17 protein-coding genes and 1 riboswitch are annotated in these 14,644 nt (G+C 40.1%); of the genes, 11 read left to right on the top strand and 6 right to left on the bottom strand.

Features of this window, described 5'->3' with window-relative positions:
- The first annotated feature begins 4 nt into the window (after nucleotides 1-4).
- The gene (locus tag G6R08_RS03625; RefSeq protein WP_163526725.1) at nucleotides 5-1,183 is read left to right on the top strand and encodes a cation:proton antiporter; all 1,179 of its coding nucleotides are present in this window, start codon (nucleotides 5-7) and stop codon (nucleotides 1,181-1,183) included.
- Nucleotides 1,184-1,210: 27 nt separating this feature from the next.
- Here the strand turns inward: G6R08_RS03625 and kapB are convergent, their stop codons facing one another.
- Nucleotides 1,211-1,594: a kinase-associated lipoprotein KapB gene (gene kapB, locus G6R08_RS03620; RefSeq protein WP_163526724.1), complete on the bottom strand. Its 384-nt coding sequence runs from the start codon at nucleotides 1,592-1,594 to the stop codon at nucleotides 1,211-1,213.
- Between the two features lie 121 nt (nucleotides 1,595-1,715).
- On the opposite strand from kapB, the gene G6R08_RS03615 reads away from it, so the two are divergent.
- Both G6R08_RS03615 and G6R08_RS03610 read left to right on the top strand, forming a co-directional pair.
- Nucleotides 1,716-1,904, top strand: coding sequence for a hypothetical protein (locus G6R08_RS03615; RefSeq protein WP_163526723.1), 189 nt, complete (start codon nucleotides 1,716-1,718; stop codon nucleotides 1,902-1,904).
- Nucleotides 1,905-2,038: 134 nt separating this feature from the next.
- Nucleotides 2,039-2,608 (top strand): superoxide dismutase family protein, encoded by a 570-nt coding sequence (locus G6R08_RS03610; RefSeq protein WP_163526722.1) that lies wholly within the window; start codon nucleotides 2,039-2,041, stop codon nucleotides 2,606-2,608.
- A gap of 39 nt (nucleotides 2,609-2,647) precedes the next feature.
- On the opposite strand, the gene G6R08_RS03605 is transcribed toward G6R08_RS03610, so the two are convergent.
- On the bottom strand, nucleotides 2,648-3,820 hold the full coding sequence (locus G6R08_RS03605; protein WP_163526721.1) for a MalY/PatB family protein: 1,173 nt from the start codon (nucleotides 3,818-3,820) through the stop codon (nucleotides 2,648-2,650).
- Nucleotides 3,821-4,136: 316 nt separating this feature from the next.
- Here G6R08_RS03605 and yugI point away from each other — a divergent pair, with 316 nt between their 5' ends.
- Entirely contained in the window at nucleotides 4,137-4,517 is a 381-nt protein-coding gene (yugI, locus tag G6R08_RS03600) for a S1 domain-containing post-transcriptional regulator GSP13 (protein ID WP_079526880.1), read from the top strand.
- 92 nt (nucleotides 4,518-4,609) lie between these two features.
- On the opposite strand, the gene G6R08_RS03595 is transcribed toward yugI, so the two are convergent.
- A complete protein-coding gene (locus tag G6R08_RS03595) occupies nucleotides 4,610-4,849 on the bottom strand; it encodes a DUF378 domain-containing protein (protein WP_163526720.1) in 240 nt (79 codons plus the stop codon).
- Between the two features lie 141 nt (nucleotides 4,850-4,990).
- On the opposite strand from G6R08_RS03595, the gene G6R08_RS03590 reads away from it, so the two are divergent.
- From G6R08_RS03590 to G6R08_RS03580, 3 genes are all read left to right on the top strand, one after another.
- The gene (locus G6R08_RS03590) at nucleotides 4,991-6,157 is read left to right on the top strand and encodes an iron-containing alcohol dehydrogenase (RefSeq protein WP_163526719.1); all 1,167 of its coding nucleotides are present in this window, start codon (nucleotides 4,991-4,993) and stop codon (nucleotides 6,155-6,157) included.
- Between the two features lie 141 nt (nucleotides 6,158-6,298).
- Entirely contained in the window at nucleotides 6,299-7,645 is a 1,347-nt protein-coding gene (locus G6R08_RS03585) for a glucose-6-phosphate isomerase (RefSeq protein WP_163526718.1), read from the top strand.
- 93 nt (nucleotides 7,646-7,738) lie between these two features.
- Nucleotides 7,739-8,167 carry a YugN-like family protein gene (locus G6R08_RS03580; RefSeq protein ID WP_163526717.1) on the top strand — a complete coding sequence of 143 codons (429 nt, stop codon included), beginning with the start codon at nucleotides 7,739-7,741 and terminating at the stop codon, nucleotides 8,165-8,167.
- On the opposite strand, the gene G6R08_RS03575 is transcribed toward G6R08_RS03580, so the two are convergent.
- Nucleotides 8,138-9,136 carry a potassium channel family protein gene (locus tag G6R08_RS03575; RefSeq protein WP_163526716.1) on the bottom strand — a complete coding sequence of 333 codons (999 nt, stop codon included), beginning with the start codon at nucleotides 9,134-9,136 and terminating at the stop codon, nucleotides 8,138-8,140. The two genes, G6R08_RS03580 and G6R08_RS03575, sit on opposite strands and share 30 nt — an antisense overlap.
- 91 nt (nucleotides 9,137-9,227) lie before the next feature.
- The gene (locus tag G6R08_RS03570; RefSeq protein ID WP_163526715.1) at nucleotides 9,228-9,782 is read right to left on the bottom strand and encodes a thioredoxin family protein; all 555 of its coding nucleotides are present in this window, start codon (nucleotides 9,780-9,782) and stop codon (nucleotides 9,228-9,230) included.
- A gap of 167 nt (nucleotides 9,783-9,949) precedes the next feature.
- Here G6R08_RS03570 and G6R08_RS03565 point away from each other — a divergent pair, with 167 nt between their 5' ends.
- From G6R08_RS03565 to G6R08_RS03550, 4 genes are all read left to right on the top strand, one after another.
- Entirely contained in the window at nucleotides 9,950-10,975 is a 1,026-nt protein-coding gene (locus G6R08_RS03565) for a M20/M25/M40 family metallo-hydrolase (RefSeq protein WP_420810414.1), read from the top strand.
- 121 nt (nucleotides 10,976-11,096) lie between these two features.
- Entirely contained in the window at nucleotides 11,097-12,692 is a 1,596-nt protein-coding gene (locus G6R08_RS03560; RefSeq protein ID WP_163526713.1) for an FMN-binding glutamate synthase family protein, read from the top strand.
- 23 nt (nucleotides 12,693-12,715) lie between these two features.
- Nucleotides 12,716-13,189 carry a PTS sugar transporter subunit IIA gene (locus tag G6R08_RS03555; RefSeq protein WP_163526712.1) on the top strand — a complete coding sequence of 158 codons (474 nt, stop codon included), beginning with the start codon at nucleotides 12,716-12,718 and terminating at the stop codon, nucleotides 13,187-13,189.
- 71 nt (nucleotides 13,190-13,260) lie between these two features.
- Nucleotides 13,261-13,412, top strand: a riboswitch (FMN riboswitch).
- A gap of 157 nt (nucleotides 13,413-13,569) precedes the next feature.
- Nucleotides 13,570-14,166 (top strand): ECF transporter S component, encoded by a 597-nt coding sequence (locus G6R08_RS03550; RefSeq protein WP_163526711.1) that lies wholly within the window; start codon nucleotides 13,570-13,572, stop codon nucleotides 14,164-14,166.
- A gap of 81 nt (nucleotides 14,167-14,247) precedes the next feature.
- Here G6R08_RS03550 and G6R08_RS03545 read toward each other — a convergent pair whose 3' ends face one another.
- Entirely contained in the window at nucleotides 14,248-14,616 is a 369-nt protein-coding gene (locus tag G6R08_RS03545; protein WP_163526710.1) for a TraR/DksA family transcriptional regulator, read from the bottom strand.
- Nucleotides 14,617-14,644 lie beyond the last annotated feature (28 nt).

Genomic DNA, 14,644 nt, shown 5'->3' with positions numbered 1-14,644 from the left:
ATTAGTGCACAGTGAATTTCCTGCCCTGTTGGGTGCAGGGCTAATTCTAATTGCCATATTTTATTTAGGTTTTTTAAGTCTTAAAATCAAGATCCCTGGAGTTATTCTTTACATTCTATTAGGGATCGTTCTGGCTGGACAACTTGGCGGAAACGAACTTCTCCATTTTGCAAGTGAAATAGGAATTGTTCTGTTATTTTTCTTATTAGGTTTGGAGTTCAATGTGAAACGGCTTGGTGGGATTGCTAAAAAAATCTGGCCATCTGGTTTGTTGGATTTGTTCTTAAGTTTAGGGATTACTACAGGTATTGCTCTTTTATTTAATCTTGATCTATTTTCTAGTTTTTTAATAGGCGGGATTGCCTATGCCACGAGTTCATCGATTACTGCAAAATTGTTGGATGATCGGGGCAGGATGGCCAACATAGAAACAGAATATATTTTAGGAATACTTATTTTTGAAGATCTCGCTGCGCCGATTGTCGTAGCTATTTTATTCGGTGTCAGTTCTGGTGAGACTTTCACAACAGTTTCTTTTCTAGTTATTACCGGAAAAATTATCGGATTGACGTTAGCTGCGATCATCCTTGGTAAAACAGTATTTAAAAAAGTTGAGACGCTGCTTGATCGAATAGCAGACGAAGATTTTAAGATTGCGTTGCTGACAGGGATAGCTTTAACTTACGGTGGTTTAGCATTATACCTTGGATTATCAGAGGTACTGGGAGCATTTTTAGCAGGTATGATGCTGGCTGAAATTGGAAAGATAGAAAAAGTGGAACAAACCGTTTTTCCAATTCGAGATCTTATGCTTCCAACATTCTTTGTTTACTTTGGGACAACCATTAATTTGGGCAATGGTGTGCCGATGGCAGGTCTGCTCGTTGTTGTTCTGGTATGGTCGGTGATTGCAAAACTGCTAGTCGGCATACTTGGCGGACCACTTTATGGGTTGCCAAAACGAGCTTCCTTACGAGCAGGTTTATCGATTTGTTCAAGAGGTGAATTCTCTGTGGTTATTGCCGGTGTCGCTACCGGAGTGCTTAAAGCCTTTAGCGGATTGTATATTCTCATCGCGGCTTTCATAGGAATGGTTTTGTTTGAGCAGGCACCGAAAATCGTTACAAAAGTTTATGGAAAGCCTCAAAAAAAGAAGAAAAATTTAAAAGTGCCTGGAACCTAAAAAACACGCTCAAAGAGGAGCGTGTTTTTATCTAAAGTATTGGTTTTCGAGGTCCTTTACCTGCTCTAAGGCATGTTGGTTAAAGTTTGTTTCTCTTCTTGTCAATTTTTGTTTCAACTTTTCAACTGATTGTTTCAATGACACGTCGTAATCAGGAACTTGTTTACTTTCAAAAAGGTGGACTGCCTTTTTGTGGATATTTGCCTTTTCTTGAAAACTTAGTGCCTTTCGTTGATGAAAAAACACGTCGTCTGTTTTACCAGGATTATGAAGGTCGCCTTGCATCGGATGCTTGTCTACGGCGAGTATTTTGACTAAATAATTTTGCTTGCGATCTTCTATTACTTCCCCTATGTAGATCCCTGATTTATAATGAGCCTTAACAATTGTTCCATTCTGAAATTCTGACACTTAAACCCCTCCTTGTTGACTATTGTACCAGAGTTTAAAAATGTGAAAAAATAGAGAAGCATTACTTATGGCGAAGAGGATTTGTTATAATGGTGATGAATTTGGAAAGGTGTGTTGCCCTATGATGGAATTTCTCTATTTCCCCCAAGATAAATCTGAATATATTCCAGCTCTTCTGACCTTATTAGTATTTATCGTAGCTGCTGCGGTTACAATGTACTTTATCATTAAAGTTTCTCGTAAGGAGGAGGAGCGGACAGATTACTCTCCCGTCCAGGAAGAACAAGATAACTATCAACATGATCAATGAACGGCAACACTTGGGTTTTATCTCAGGTGTTGTTTTTTTATGTATCGCTTCACTCTCATTACTTCTTCCGATTATAAATACTCCGTTTCTTGGAAAAGCTAAAGGTATGATTACTTTAGGAAAGGGCGTACAATATGAGAGTTGTTTGGATCGGCGCATTTGTTAGTTTATTAATGATGACTGGCTGTGGGGAAAAACGTTCCCCTTTAGAATCGGCGCTTTATAATCAGGAAGGTGATCGTATAGGAACGGTCACCTTAACAGAACAGCCAGATGGGGTAGAGGTGAAGGTACAAGCAGAAGGTCTTGAGCCTGGTCCTCATGGCATCCATATTCATGAGTTTCCTAAATGTGAAGGGCCAGACTTTAAGAGTGCGGGAAATCATTTCAACCCCACCAAAAAGAAGCATGGTTTGTTAAATCAGAAAGGGGCTCATGCAGGTGATCTTCCTAATCTTGATGCAGAATCAAGCGGATCAGCTAAAGCAAAATTGATGCTTTCAGGAGCTACACTGAAAGATGGTCAAACTTCTTTATTAAAAAGTGAAGGGACGTCATTAGTTATTCATAGCGAACCTGATGATGGCATGTCACAGCCTGCAGGGGAATCAGGAGATCGGGTGGCTTGTGCAGAAATCACGTTAAATAGTGATAAGAATAAAACGAGTGATCCTACTGATTTAAATGAGAAGCAAAAAGAATAGCCACATCCCCTCTCGGAAGGAGCAGAGAGGGGATGTTTTTTATTTATTATTAACTGCCTGGATGATTCGTGACACACCCTCTTCGATAAGTTTTTTAGGGGCAGCGATGTTCATTCGCATAAAGCCTGCTCCTTCTTCCCCAAACGAAGCTCCTTCATTTAGACCTACCTTCGCTTTCTTTTTCATAAAGGAAATCAGTTCAGGCTGGGATAGGTTGAGTTTACGACAGTCGATCCATAATAAATAGGTGCCTTCAGCGGGAATAACCTGTAATGTTTCAGTTTCTTCATGAAGGCGTTTTGTAACATAGTTTCGATTCATCTCAAGTGTTTCGATTAATTCCTCAAGCCATTCTTCTCCGTGAAGGTAGGCAGATTCCATAGCAGTAATGCCCAGTGTGTTAAGCATAAACATTCCTTGCTTATTGAAGTAATCAGTTACTAGTCCTCTGACTTTTTCGTTTTCTATAATTAAGTAGGAGGCCTGTAATCCTGCCAGATTAAATGTTTTTGTTGGAGAAAGACAGGTTATGGTATTGTTACTAGCTTCTTTAGATAGAGCAGCTAACGGAATATGTGTGTGCCCTGGATAGATCAAGTCAGCGTGTATTTCATCCGAAATTACCTTAACACCATGTTTTAGACAAATATCATTAATTTGTTTGAGTTCTTTACCATTCCAGACTCTTCCGACGGGATTGTGTGGGTTGCAAAGAATAAATAACTTAACCTGATAGTCCCGGATTTTAGATTCAAAGTCCGTGAAATCAATGGAATAAATTCCATCGTTAAGGACTAAGGGATTCTCAACAAGTGTACGGTCATGATCGTTGACTACACTTGAAAAAGGTGGGTAGACAGGCGTCTGAATCATAATAGCATCATTTTTTTCAGTTAATGATTGCACAGCCATATGCAAACTTGGGATAACTCCAGGGCTGTATGTAATCCAGTCCTTCTTCACATTCCAATCGTGACGTCGGTCAAGCCAGTTGATTATGGCAGTCTTAAGTGGCTCGTCAGCCAGTGTATATCCGAAAATTCCGTGTTCAACTCTTTGGGTTAGAGCCTGGACAACTGCTTCAGGAGCCTTGAAATCCATGTCGGCTACCCACATCGGGAGCACATCTGAGTCCTGATAAAGTTCTTCAGCTAAATCCCATTTAACAGATCTTGTGCCTTTTCTTTCTGTTATTTCAGAGAAACGGTTCATTGTATCACTGCTCCTTCAAGTGGATCTTATTCTTATACTAACGAATAATTGTAAAAGATAGAAATAGAAAGCTTATACCAGAAAAAAAGCAAAGCGAATGATCGCTTTGCTTCACAGGGGGAATACGAGAAAGTCTTACGGTATTATTAATATCCTTATAGTTCGTGTTTTAAACCTGTTTCTTAATATTTCTTGTGAAAAATAATAGATTAAGAGGTTAAGGATCATCAGAAGCTTTTGCTAATTATGAAATGTTATGATAAAATCAGTAATTGCGTTAAAAGAAACGAATAATCTATATCAGGAGTTGTATAGCATGTCAGATAAGTTTCAAGAAGGTCAAGTTTTAGAGGGTAAAGTTACAGGGATACAGCCATACGGTGCTTTCGTTGCACTTGACGAGCAAGTACAGGGTCTTGTGCATATTTCTGAAGTAACTCATGGCTATGTGAAGGATATTAACGAACATCTTTCTGAAGGTGATGAAGTCCAAGTTAAAATTCTAAACATTGATGAGAAAAATAATAAATACTCTCTCTCTATTCGTGCCACACAAGAAGCACCTAAAAAGGAGCGTCGTCCTCGTAAACAAGCGACTCCTCAGCAAGAAGATGCATCAGCAGGATTTAACACACTTAAGGATAAGTTAGAAGACTGGATTAAACAGTCCGACGACCGTGAAAAATTCCGCAAATAATTTTTAGAAAAGCTGAACTGTACAATTACAGCTTTTCAAACTGAAAACCCGGCTTCCGCAGCCGGGTTTTTTGTATTCTTCAGTTAAATTCGTTACTCAGTTGAATCTGCTGTCCTTGCTTCATGATGTTCTGCGGCATGGGAGAAATAAAGGGAAATGGTAATAAGTCCGCTAATTCCTACAAGCGTATAGATAATTCGCGCAAACGCTCCACTTTGCTCTCCGCCTCCAAATAAAGCAGCGACAAGATCGAATTGGAATAAACCAATTAAACCCCAGTTTATAGCTCCAATAATCGTCAGTAGTAAAGCGATTCGTTGGATTGTATTCATGTTTTCACTCCTTCTGTTTTTAAAATGAACACTTATAGTTTTAGGAATAAAAAACAATTTATACATATTGCGTATCTTTTGAGAAATTCTCATGGATCAGGGATAATGGAACACTGAGAAATAAAGAGAGGGGAAGAAATAATGGACGCATTTACATTTCATAATCCGACGAAGCTTATTTTTGGTAAAAATCAAATTGAACAATTAACCGAACAGCTTCCTAGTCATATAAAAAATATATTAATCGTTTATGGTGGAGGCAGTATTAAGAAAAACGGAGTTTACGATCGTGTAATGAAAGAATTAAATAAAACGACTGTCCAGGTTCATGAATTGGCAGGGGTCGACCCCAATCCTAAGCTGAGTACTGTACGAAAAGGCGTTGAACTTTGTAAACGAGAAGGTATCGATTTTCTACTTGCCGTCGGCGGGGGCAGTGTCATTGACTGTACAAAAACCATTGCTGCGGGTGCAAAATACGAAGGTGATGCCTGGGATTTAGTTACTCGTAAAAATACACCAGATCGGGTCCTTCCTTTTGGTACTGTGCTTACTTTGGCGGCAACAGGGTCTGAAATGAATGGAGGAGCAGTGATTACAAATTGGGAGACGAACGAAAAATATGGATGGGGTTATGCGCCTTATACATATCCAACGTTCTCTATTCTAGATCCTCAGAACACCATCACAGTGCCACGTGAACAGACGATTTATGGGATCGTCGATATGATGTCACACTTACTAGAGCAATATTTTCACAACCCAACCCAGTCACCTGTACAGGATGAAATGGTCGAAGGTGTTTTACGGACAGTTATAGATACGGCTCCTAAACTTCTGGATAACCTTGAATCATATGAACATCGTGAGACAATTTTATATGCTGGAACGATTGCTTTAAATGGGATGCTGCAGATGGGATACCGAGGAGATTGGGCGAGTCATAATATTGAACACGCTGTTTCGGCTGTGTATGACATTCCACATGCCGGAGGACTTGCGATTCTTTTCCCTAATTGGATGAGGCATAATCTTGATGTCGACGAGGGACGGTTCGTACAACTGGCTACCAAAGTGTTCTCAGTCAATTCTGAAGGCAAATCAGACCGTCAAATAGCTGAGGAAGGGATTGATTCTTTACGGGAGTTTTGGACGTCTATAGGGGCTCCTAAAGCACTGGCTGATTACGAAATAGATGATCAGAAGTTTGATTTGATCGTTAATCGTGCTATGAAGCGAGGAGCTTTTGGTAACTTTAGCAAGCTTGAAGCAAATGACGTAGAGGCTATATTGGAAATGTCTAAGTAACCTTGTTAGAAGTACAGCTATGTCTGTACTTCTTTTTTATATTGAATACGTTTACATGTATAGGCCTACTTGATTTGCTCAGAACGTTTCGGTAAAGTGAAAATGGCTTAGTTTTTAATGATGAACCTTGGAGGGATGGAAATGACACACGTTCGTTTCGATTATGAAAAAGCTTTACCATTTTTTAATAAACATGAACTTGAATATATGGAAGGAACTGTATCGTTAGCTCATAAAACATTACATGAAAAGACAGGTGCAGGAAATGACTTTCTAGGATGGCTTGATTTGCCTGTGGATTATGATAAAGAAGAATTTTCGCGGATTAAGAAAGCTGCAGAAAAGATTAAGGATGACTCAGATGTTCTCCTTGTTATAGGGATAGGCGGTTCATACTTAGGTGCACGTGCAGCGTTAGAAATGCTTAATCACAGCTTTTACAATGAACTGTCAGCTGATCAGCGCACTTCCCCGCAAGTATTTTTTGTGGGAAACAGTATTAGTGCTCCATATATTAATGAATTATTTGATGTTTTGAAGGATAAAGATGTTTCCATCAATGTGATTTCAAAAAGCGGAACAACAACTGAACCAGCGATTGCATTTCGTATTTTCCGTAAGTTTTTGGAGGAAAAGTACGGTCGTGAAGAAGCTCAAAAGCGAATTTACGCCACTACGGATAAGGAAAAGGGTGCATTGAAGACATTAGCAGAGGAACAGGGTTATGAATCGTTTGTAGTGCCTGACGATGTTGGCGGGCGTTATTCAGTACTTACAGCTGTAGGATTGCTGCCCATTGCAGCCAGCGGCATCGATATTGACGAAATGATGCAGGGAGCACAGGCAAGTCGTGAAGAATTAAATACAGATCGTTTGGCTGAGAACCCAGCCTATCAATATGCTGCGGTTAGAAATGTGTTGTACAACAAAGGAAAAACAATTGAGATGATGGTCAATTATGAGCCTTCCTTACAGTATTTCTCAGAATGGTGGAAACAGTTGTTTGGCGAAAGTGAAGGAAAGGACCAGAAGGGGATTTTTCCAAGTTCTGCAAACTTCTCAACGGATCTCCATTCACTAGGGCAATATGTCCAAGATGGCCGTCGTGATTTATTTGAGACGATATTGCATGTGGAAGAGCCGACTTCTGATTATACGATAGAAGAAGATGAGCAAAATTTAGATGGTCTAAATTATCTGGCCGGAAAGACTGTTGATGAAGTGAATGAGAAAGCCTACCAGGGTACAATGCTTGCTCACACAGATGGTCAAGTGCCGAATCTGATTGTGCATATACCTAAGCGAGATGCATTTACATTTGGATACCTTGCCTATTTCTTTGAAAAAGCGTGTGCGATCAGCGGATATATTCTCGGCGTAAACCCGTTTGATCAGCCAGGTGTTGAAGCATATAAGAAAAATATGTTTGCTCTCCTTGGAAAACCTGGATTTGAACAACAAAAACAAGACCTGGAAAAACGCTTATAATAAACCATTAATTACCACCTCAGGTCATCCAGAAAATGGATGACCTGAGGTGGTTTTATTTGGGCAGGATAAGATGAAAAGGAGGGATTGTGTATGATTAATTTGGAATCTCAGCTAACGGATGAGCTATTTGACTTGCATGAACTTGAGCAAAAGCTTCAGTCTATTGGCTTCACTTTCTCGGATAATTGGGATTATGAACATGGTTACTTTGATTATAAAATTGCGGAACAGGGCGGTTATCAATTTCTTAGGATTCCTTTCTCTGTTGTGGAAGGAACACTAGATTCTCCAACAGCTCCTGCGACTGTCAAAGTAAACAAACCTTATTTGCTTTCTCATGCTTATCAAGATGGTATTGATGATCATGTGCAGGAAGGGAACTTCCGAGCAGCATTTGATCAGTTTCAAACTCCGCGTGATAAGGATGCTGATTTTCCTGAAGAATTTATCCAAACAGGCAAGGAATTGATACAACAGTGTGAGCAGGCATTACTCGTTGAAAGGCGTAAACAAAACTAAGTAATCCTCCTCTGTTAGCGTAGTATTCGAATCAAAATCAAAATAGAAATTATTTCCGTTCCTTATCCCAATCACTTGGGAGCTTTGGTTCAAATAATGTTCGAGTATCTGAATCATCGGTTTTCCGGCTAAGGAAGAGGATACTTTCTCTTCATGGAACTGGCGATTGGTTAATAAGTTTAAAAAAAGTTGAAAGGGCTGAAGGGGGTCTTTTCGGTAAAGTTCATGATAAAATAAACTGCTCATGAAATCATTTGACCGAATTACAGTATTGGCTCCGGCTCTTTCAGCATTAATTTTTTGACGTTCTGTAAGGACTTCAGCAATGATAAATAAATTTGGGTGATGCCCTTTTAAGGCAACTAGCTGGTGTATGACGGCTTGATCGGATTGATGCTCTTTTTTTGAAGGATTCGCTGTAACGACAGCCATTCTTGCCTTACATACATTCGCCTTCTCAAGTGTTTCTTCGTTTGTGGCGTCTCCCTTGATGAAATGAATATTTGCCAGGTTTTGATACAAATGATTGATTGTCTCATCAATTAAAACGATATTATCTTTAATATCATCTTTCCTCATCATATCAATCAATTGTCTTGTTCGTTCATTCCAGCCGATAACAATAATATGAGATTCACCTTTATAGTTTACTTGCCCTTTTGAAAGGGCCCGCTCATGTTCAACAGTGGTCGAGGCTATGGTCACCATATAAAAGGTGAGAAGCCCTCCGCCCGAAAAGATTAATAACATGGCTATAAGTTTTCCGGGGACCGTAAGTGGCACGTAATCCCCGTAGCCGACTGTAGCTCCTGTTATAAATGCCCACCAGATCCCGTCAAAGATCGATGGGAAACTATTTGGTTCTATGAGGTGGATAGATGTACCGAATATGATCATCGTAATAAATATACCCGATAATAGCCTGATAAATAGAGGAAGTTGAAAATAATCGCGAATCCATTGCTGCATACCAGTAAATCCCCTTTTTATATACTAGTATGGCTAGCAAAAGCAAGATTCAAACATAAAGAAAGCATGCCTATGCCGGCATGCTTAGCTCTTATTTAGCAAAAGCTTTTTTAAGGTCTTGATACACAAATGAGTGAAACTCTTTATTGTCACGATAAGCTTTTGTTACAAATTTCAGCATTTCTTGTTGCTTTTCTTTAAAGTCATCTGCATCCTTTGGGGGGAGACTGGCTATCGAGTTGTCGATAAACGCCTGTAATTCCGGTGCACGAGGCCCCCAATTGAATAGTTCCCTTCCGTTTTCTTCGATGACAATAATCTTTGGAATTGAGCGGGATTTTCCATTGGTCAGGTATTGATCCATCAATTCAAGGTTTTCATCGCGCTTTAGAATACGGGTCGCGATCCCTGCAGCTTCGGCTATACGCAAAAATATCGGTACATTCAGCATGGCATCTCCACACCAGTCTTCCGTAATGACAATGCTTCGAAGCTGTTTGGCCTTTAATTTATTGAAAAACGGCATGTCTTCCTCAGGAACCGTGAACTGATCATAGATTTTGATCAAGTTTTCCTGATTCTGTTCCATCGATTCGATATAAGGGTCTGGTGTTATCCCTTTTTGAAACCAATCATGTAAATTCATTTCATGCTCTCTCCTTTACTTTGCATACAGCTCTTCATTTTCCCTAAATGTTGAAAAAGTATGCTTTTTTTTAATAAATCATGAGAAATGGTATAATTTTCAACAGTGTGAACTATTTGAGGAGGTTTATTTTCTTGGAAAAAACACAAATTGATCTTTTATTACAAATGCTAAAGACACCATCCCCATCCAGCATGGAGATGGAAATTCAAAAATCATGGATGAAAGAAATGAAAGCTTATGCCGATGAATTAAAGACGGATAACGCTGGAAATGTCATTGCTGTATTAAATCCTGACGCAGAATTCAAGGTGCTGCTTGCCGGACACTGTGATGAGATTGCGCTTGTGATTAACCGTATCGATGAACAAGGTTATCTCCACTTTGATAAAATGGGCGGAATTAATCCTAAGGCTGCAGTGGGGATGAAGGTGACTGTATTAGGCTATAACCATTCTATTACAGGAGTAATTGGTGTCAACGCCCAGCATCACGGAGGCTTAAAAGATGAATTCGGGTTAGAAGACCTCTTTATTGATTGTGGAGCGAAATCAAAACAGGAGATGGAGAAGTTTGTTCAAATCGGTGACTTAGCCGTATATAAACGTGATCCAGAAGTTATGATGGATCGCTATATTTCTGGGCGAGGGCTGGATAATCGCACAGGCCAATTTATCGTTGGAGAAGTGTTAAGAAAACTAGCGCAACGCAGTATTAACGTAGGAGTTTATGCAGCTAGTACAGTTAACGAAGAAACCAACATGGGAGGCGCATACTTTGCGGCAGCAGGCATTCAACCGACGATGGCTATCGCTTGTGACGTGACCTTCGCCACTGATTATCCTGGTGTCAATAAAAACAAACATGGTGATGTTCGCCTCGAGGGCGGTCCTGTCTTAGCTAAAGGGGCTCCGATTAATCGAAAAATCAACCAGCTGCTTGAGAAGAGCGCGTCCTCGTTAAACCTTGGACTGCAATACGAATTAACTCCACGAATGACTGGTACTGATGCGGACCGAATGCGCCTGACTGGACAAGGGGTTCCCGTTAGTCTTGTATCTCTACCATTACGCTACATGCACTCACCTGTGGAGACGGTTAGTATCAAAGATATGGAGGAAGAAATCGACCTGTTAGTTGATATGATTGCGAATTTGACCGGTAATGAAAGCTTAAATCCTTTAGAAGATTAACAATCCAACTCTGGCATATAGCCAGAGTTTTTCTTTTGCTGAAAAATGATTGAGAACATGGAATAAGTGGTATATGAAACTAAGAAGGATTGAAACGATTTACATGTGAAGGAGGGTTCTTATGGAAATAGCAGCTCTGCTATTAATTGGGATTTTGACTGTTTTTTTTGTCATTATTATAGCTATAGCTTTATTTATAATCAGGGTCATGTTCAAAGACAAAAGGCAGGAAGGGCATTCGATCCTGAGGAATTACCCTATTCTGGGAAAGATGAGGTATATCACCGAAAAAATGGGGCCCGAATTACGGCAATATCTATTTAACGATGATAATGAAGGGAAACCATTTACCCGTAACCAAATGGAGGGTACATATATTTCCGCTAAATATAATAAGAGATTAATCGGGTTTGGCTCAGAACGCGATTTTGAAGCACCTGGTTATTATCTCAAAAATGCTATGTATCCGACACAACGTGAGGAGATGCTTGTCGATAACGAAAATAAAGTTCGCACGAAAGTGTATCAAGTGGATAAAGAAAAACTTTTCCAACGCAAGGAGCATTCTTCATATAAAGAAGCGAATCCATTTTATCTACCAGATGAGGAAGCTGTCGTAATTGGAGGGGATACATGTAAACATCCCTTTACGGTGAAGGGGCTGATTGGTCAATCCGCAATGAGTTACGGATCCCTTGGTGAAAAAGCGATTACTGCCCTGTCTACCGGGCTTGGGTTAGCAGGCGGAGCGTGGATGAATACAGGAGAAGGCGGATTGTCCCATCACCATCTTAAAGGCGGAGTGGATATTATTTACCAAATCGGACCAGGATTATTCGGTGTCCGGACGAAGGATGGCGAATTTTCATGGGAGGAATTTAAACGAAAAAGTGAAATAGACGAAGTGAAAGCGTTTGAACTAAAGCTTGCACAGGGAGCAAAAACAAGAGGCGGACACGTTGACGGAGCGAAGGTGACACCTGAAATAGCTGAAATCCGTAACGTTGAACCGTGGGAGTCTATAGACAGCCCTAATCGCTTTTACCAATTCGGGAATAATGAAGAAATGTTTGAATTTATGAAGCAGTTACGTGAAGTAAGTGGTAAACCTATTGGAATGAAGGTTGTAGTTGGAAATATTGAACAATTAGAGGGAATGGTGTCACATATGGCAAGTAGCCAAGAAGGCCCCGACTTTATAACAGTTGATGGGGGAGAAGGAGGTACCGGCGCATCTTATCAGGAACTTGCAGATGCGACGGGGCTGCCGATTAATTCAGCCCTGCCTGTCGTAGATGATATGTTGAAGAAGTATAATGTACGAGACCGTGTGAAAGTGTTTGCCTCCGGTCAGTTAATTTCTCCTGACAAAGTAGCAATGGCTCTAGCAATGGGAGCCGATTTAGTTAATATCGCCCGAGGAATGATGTTTTCTGTAGGGTGCATTCAGGCTGAAATTTGTCATACGAACAATTGCCCGGTTGGGGTGGCTACGACAAATCCTAATCTTCAAAAAGCTTTAATTGTAGAAGAAAAGTCGTTCCGGACCTGTAACTATGTACTATCTTTAAGGGACGGTCTCTACAATCTTGCGGCGGCTGTCGGTATTGATTGTCCAACTAAATTTGAACGTAAACATATTGTTTATCGTGATGAACATGGGCGTCTTCAATCATTAGAGAATATCTTTCCGTCAGCAGAAGTAGTGAAACCATAATCGTTATAGAGGAGGAGTCAAGTGTGAATAAGAAGAGAGTTAGGGTTAGTAGTCCTTTCTCTGGTAAATTGGTGCAGCTTACTGATATTTCCAAACAGAAATTTTCTAACAAAATGATGGGAGAAGGTATAGCAATTGAACCGACTGAAGGAGAAATGGCTGCTCCCGTATCAGGTGAAGTCACTCAAATATTTCCAACAAAACATGCTGTAAATCTATTAACGGATACAGGTGTTGAACTGTTAATTCAAGTTGGAATTGATGCAGAAAATCTAGAAGGTGTAGGATTCGAAACCAATATAAAAGAGAAAAGTCGTGTCTCCACGGGTGATTCCCTGATCACTTTCGATTTAGCAAAAGTAAGCCGAGAACTAACTGGTCTTGCTTCTCCTATTGTAATTATGAATCGTAATAAGGTTGCACAGTTTTCCTATACCTCAAAAACTCATGTTATAAAAGGCGAAACGATTATAATGGAACTTGAACTTACTGAATAAAAAGTCATGTAAACAATATTATTGCAATTCCGCGCATTTTTTTGTAAAATTAATACAAATATAATATCGATTCAAATCTTCGGGGCAGGGTGCAATTCCCGACCGACGGTAAGGAATACGTCAGAAGTATTCTAAGTCCGTGACCCGTTAAGTTTTAATCTTAACGGTGGACCCGGTGTAATTCCGGGACCGACAGTAATAGTCTGGATGGGAGAAGATGTCGAGCGAAAATGGCAGGTAATGACACCCGCCTTAACTTTCCTATGGACAAACCTCTACCCTTAAGCCTTGATAGCTTAAGGGTTTTTATATGGGGCATGTCTTTCGCTTACCTTCATCTGGGATTCTGAATCGATGCAAAAAGATGGAGGAGATTGTAGATGAACCAGTACACAGGTCAATCATCAAAGCTGTTAAAGTTAATTATATTATCGCTGTTTGGAAGCATTTCGATGGTTTTAATGTTGCTGAATTTTCCGTTACCCATGCTTCCTCAATACTTGAAAGTTGATTTTAGTGAAGTTCCTGCACTCGTTGCTGCCATTTTGTTTACACCGGCAGCTGGGATCATTGTTGAAGGATTAAAAAATACACTCTATCTTATTTATACAGGGGCTGCTGACCCTGTCGGTGTTGTCGCTAACTTCCTGGCTGGCGTTTTATTCATCGTGCCCGTTGCGTTGTTCTATCATAAATTCAAGAACGTTAAAAGTCTTGTTTCAGGGTTAGTAACAGGTTCTGTCATCATGGCAATAGGGATGAGTGTCCTCAATTATTTTCTGTTCTTACCTGCTTATAGCTGGTTTATGGGGTGGGAAACAATGTCTGCTCAAGTAAAATGGTTGACGGTTGTTGGGGCGATTCTTCCTTTTAATGCTCTTAAAGGGATTATTGTTGGAGTATTATTTATCCCGCTGTTTATTAAGCTTAAGCCGTGGATTGAGCAGAAGCGGGTCAAAACCTCTTCCGCTGCTTAATGGAAAAACGAATAGTTTTCTCGATACTAAATACGGAGATTATCAATATATTAAGGAGAGCGTACTGTACGCTCTCCTTTTTTATTTTTCTTCTGCTTCAGCTACGGTCATCCTTGCTGTAGGCATGGCTTTGAGACGTTCGATTGGGATAGGTTCTCCTGACTTTTCACTCTTTCCGTAACTACCATCTTTAATCCGGTCAAGAGCAGCATTAATTTCTTTTAGCTTCTTTTGAGTTTGTTCATAAAGTGTATAATCTTTCTCTTTTTCAAATTGGGAAGTTCCAAGGTCTCCAGGGTGGTCAGCTACACTAGAGAGTTCACCTTCCTGATCGTTAGGATCTTCACTATCTTTCTGTTGGTTCTGAAATGCAGTCAACTCTTCTTCTGCTTCTACTTTCATGGCCTCGAGCTGCTGTTTGAACTCATTCAACTGTTTATCAGTTAACATACTTTCACTCCTAATTTAGTGGGAAGCA

Source organism: Halobacillus ihumii (assembly GCF_902726645.1).
GTDB classification, from domain to species: domain Bacteria; phylum Bacillota; class Bacilli; order Bacillales; family Halobacillaceae; genus Halobacillus_A; species Halobacillus_A ihumii.
The sequence above is the reverse complement of the archived record's forward strand: the minus strand, read 5'-3'. Positions and strand labels throughout refer to the sequence as shown.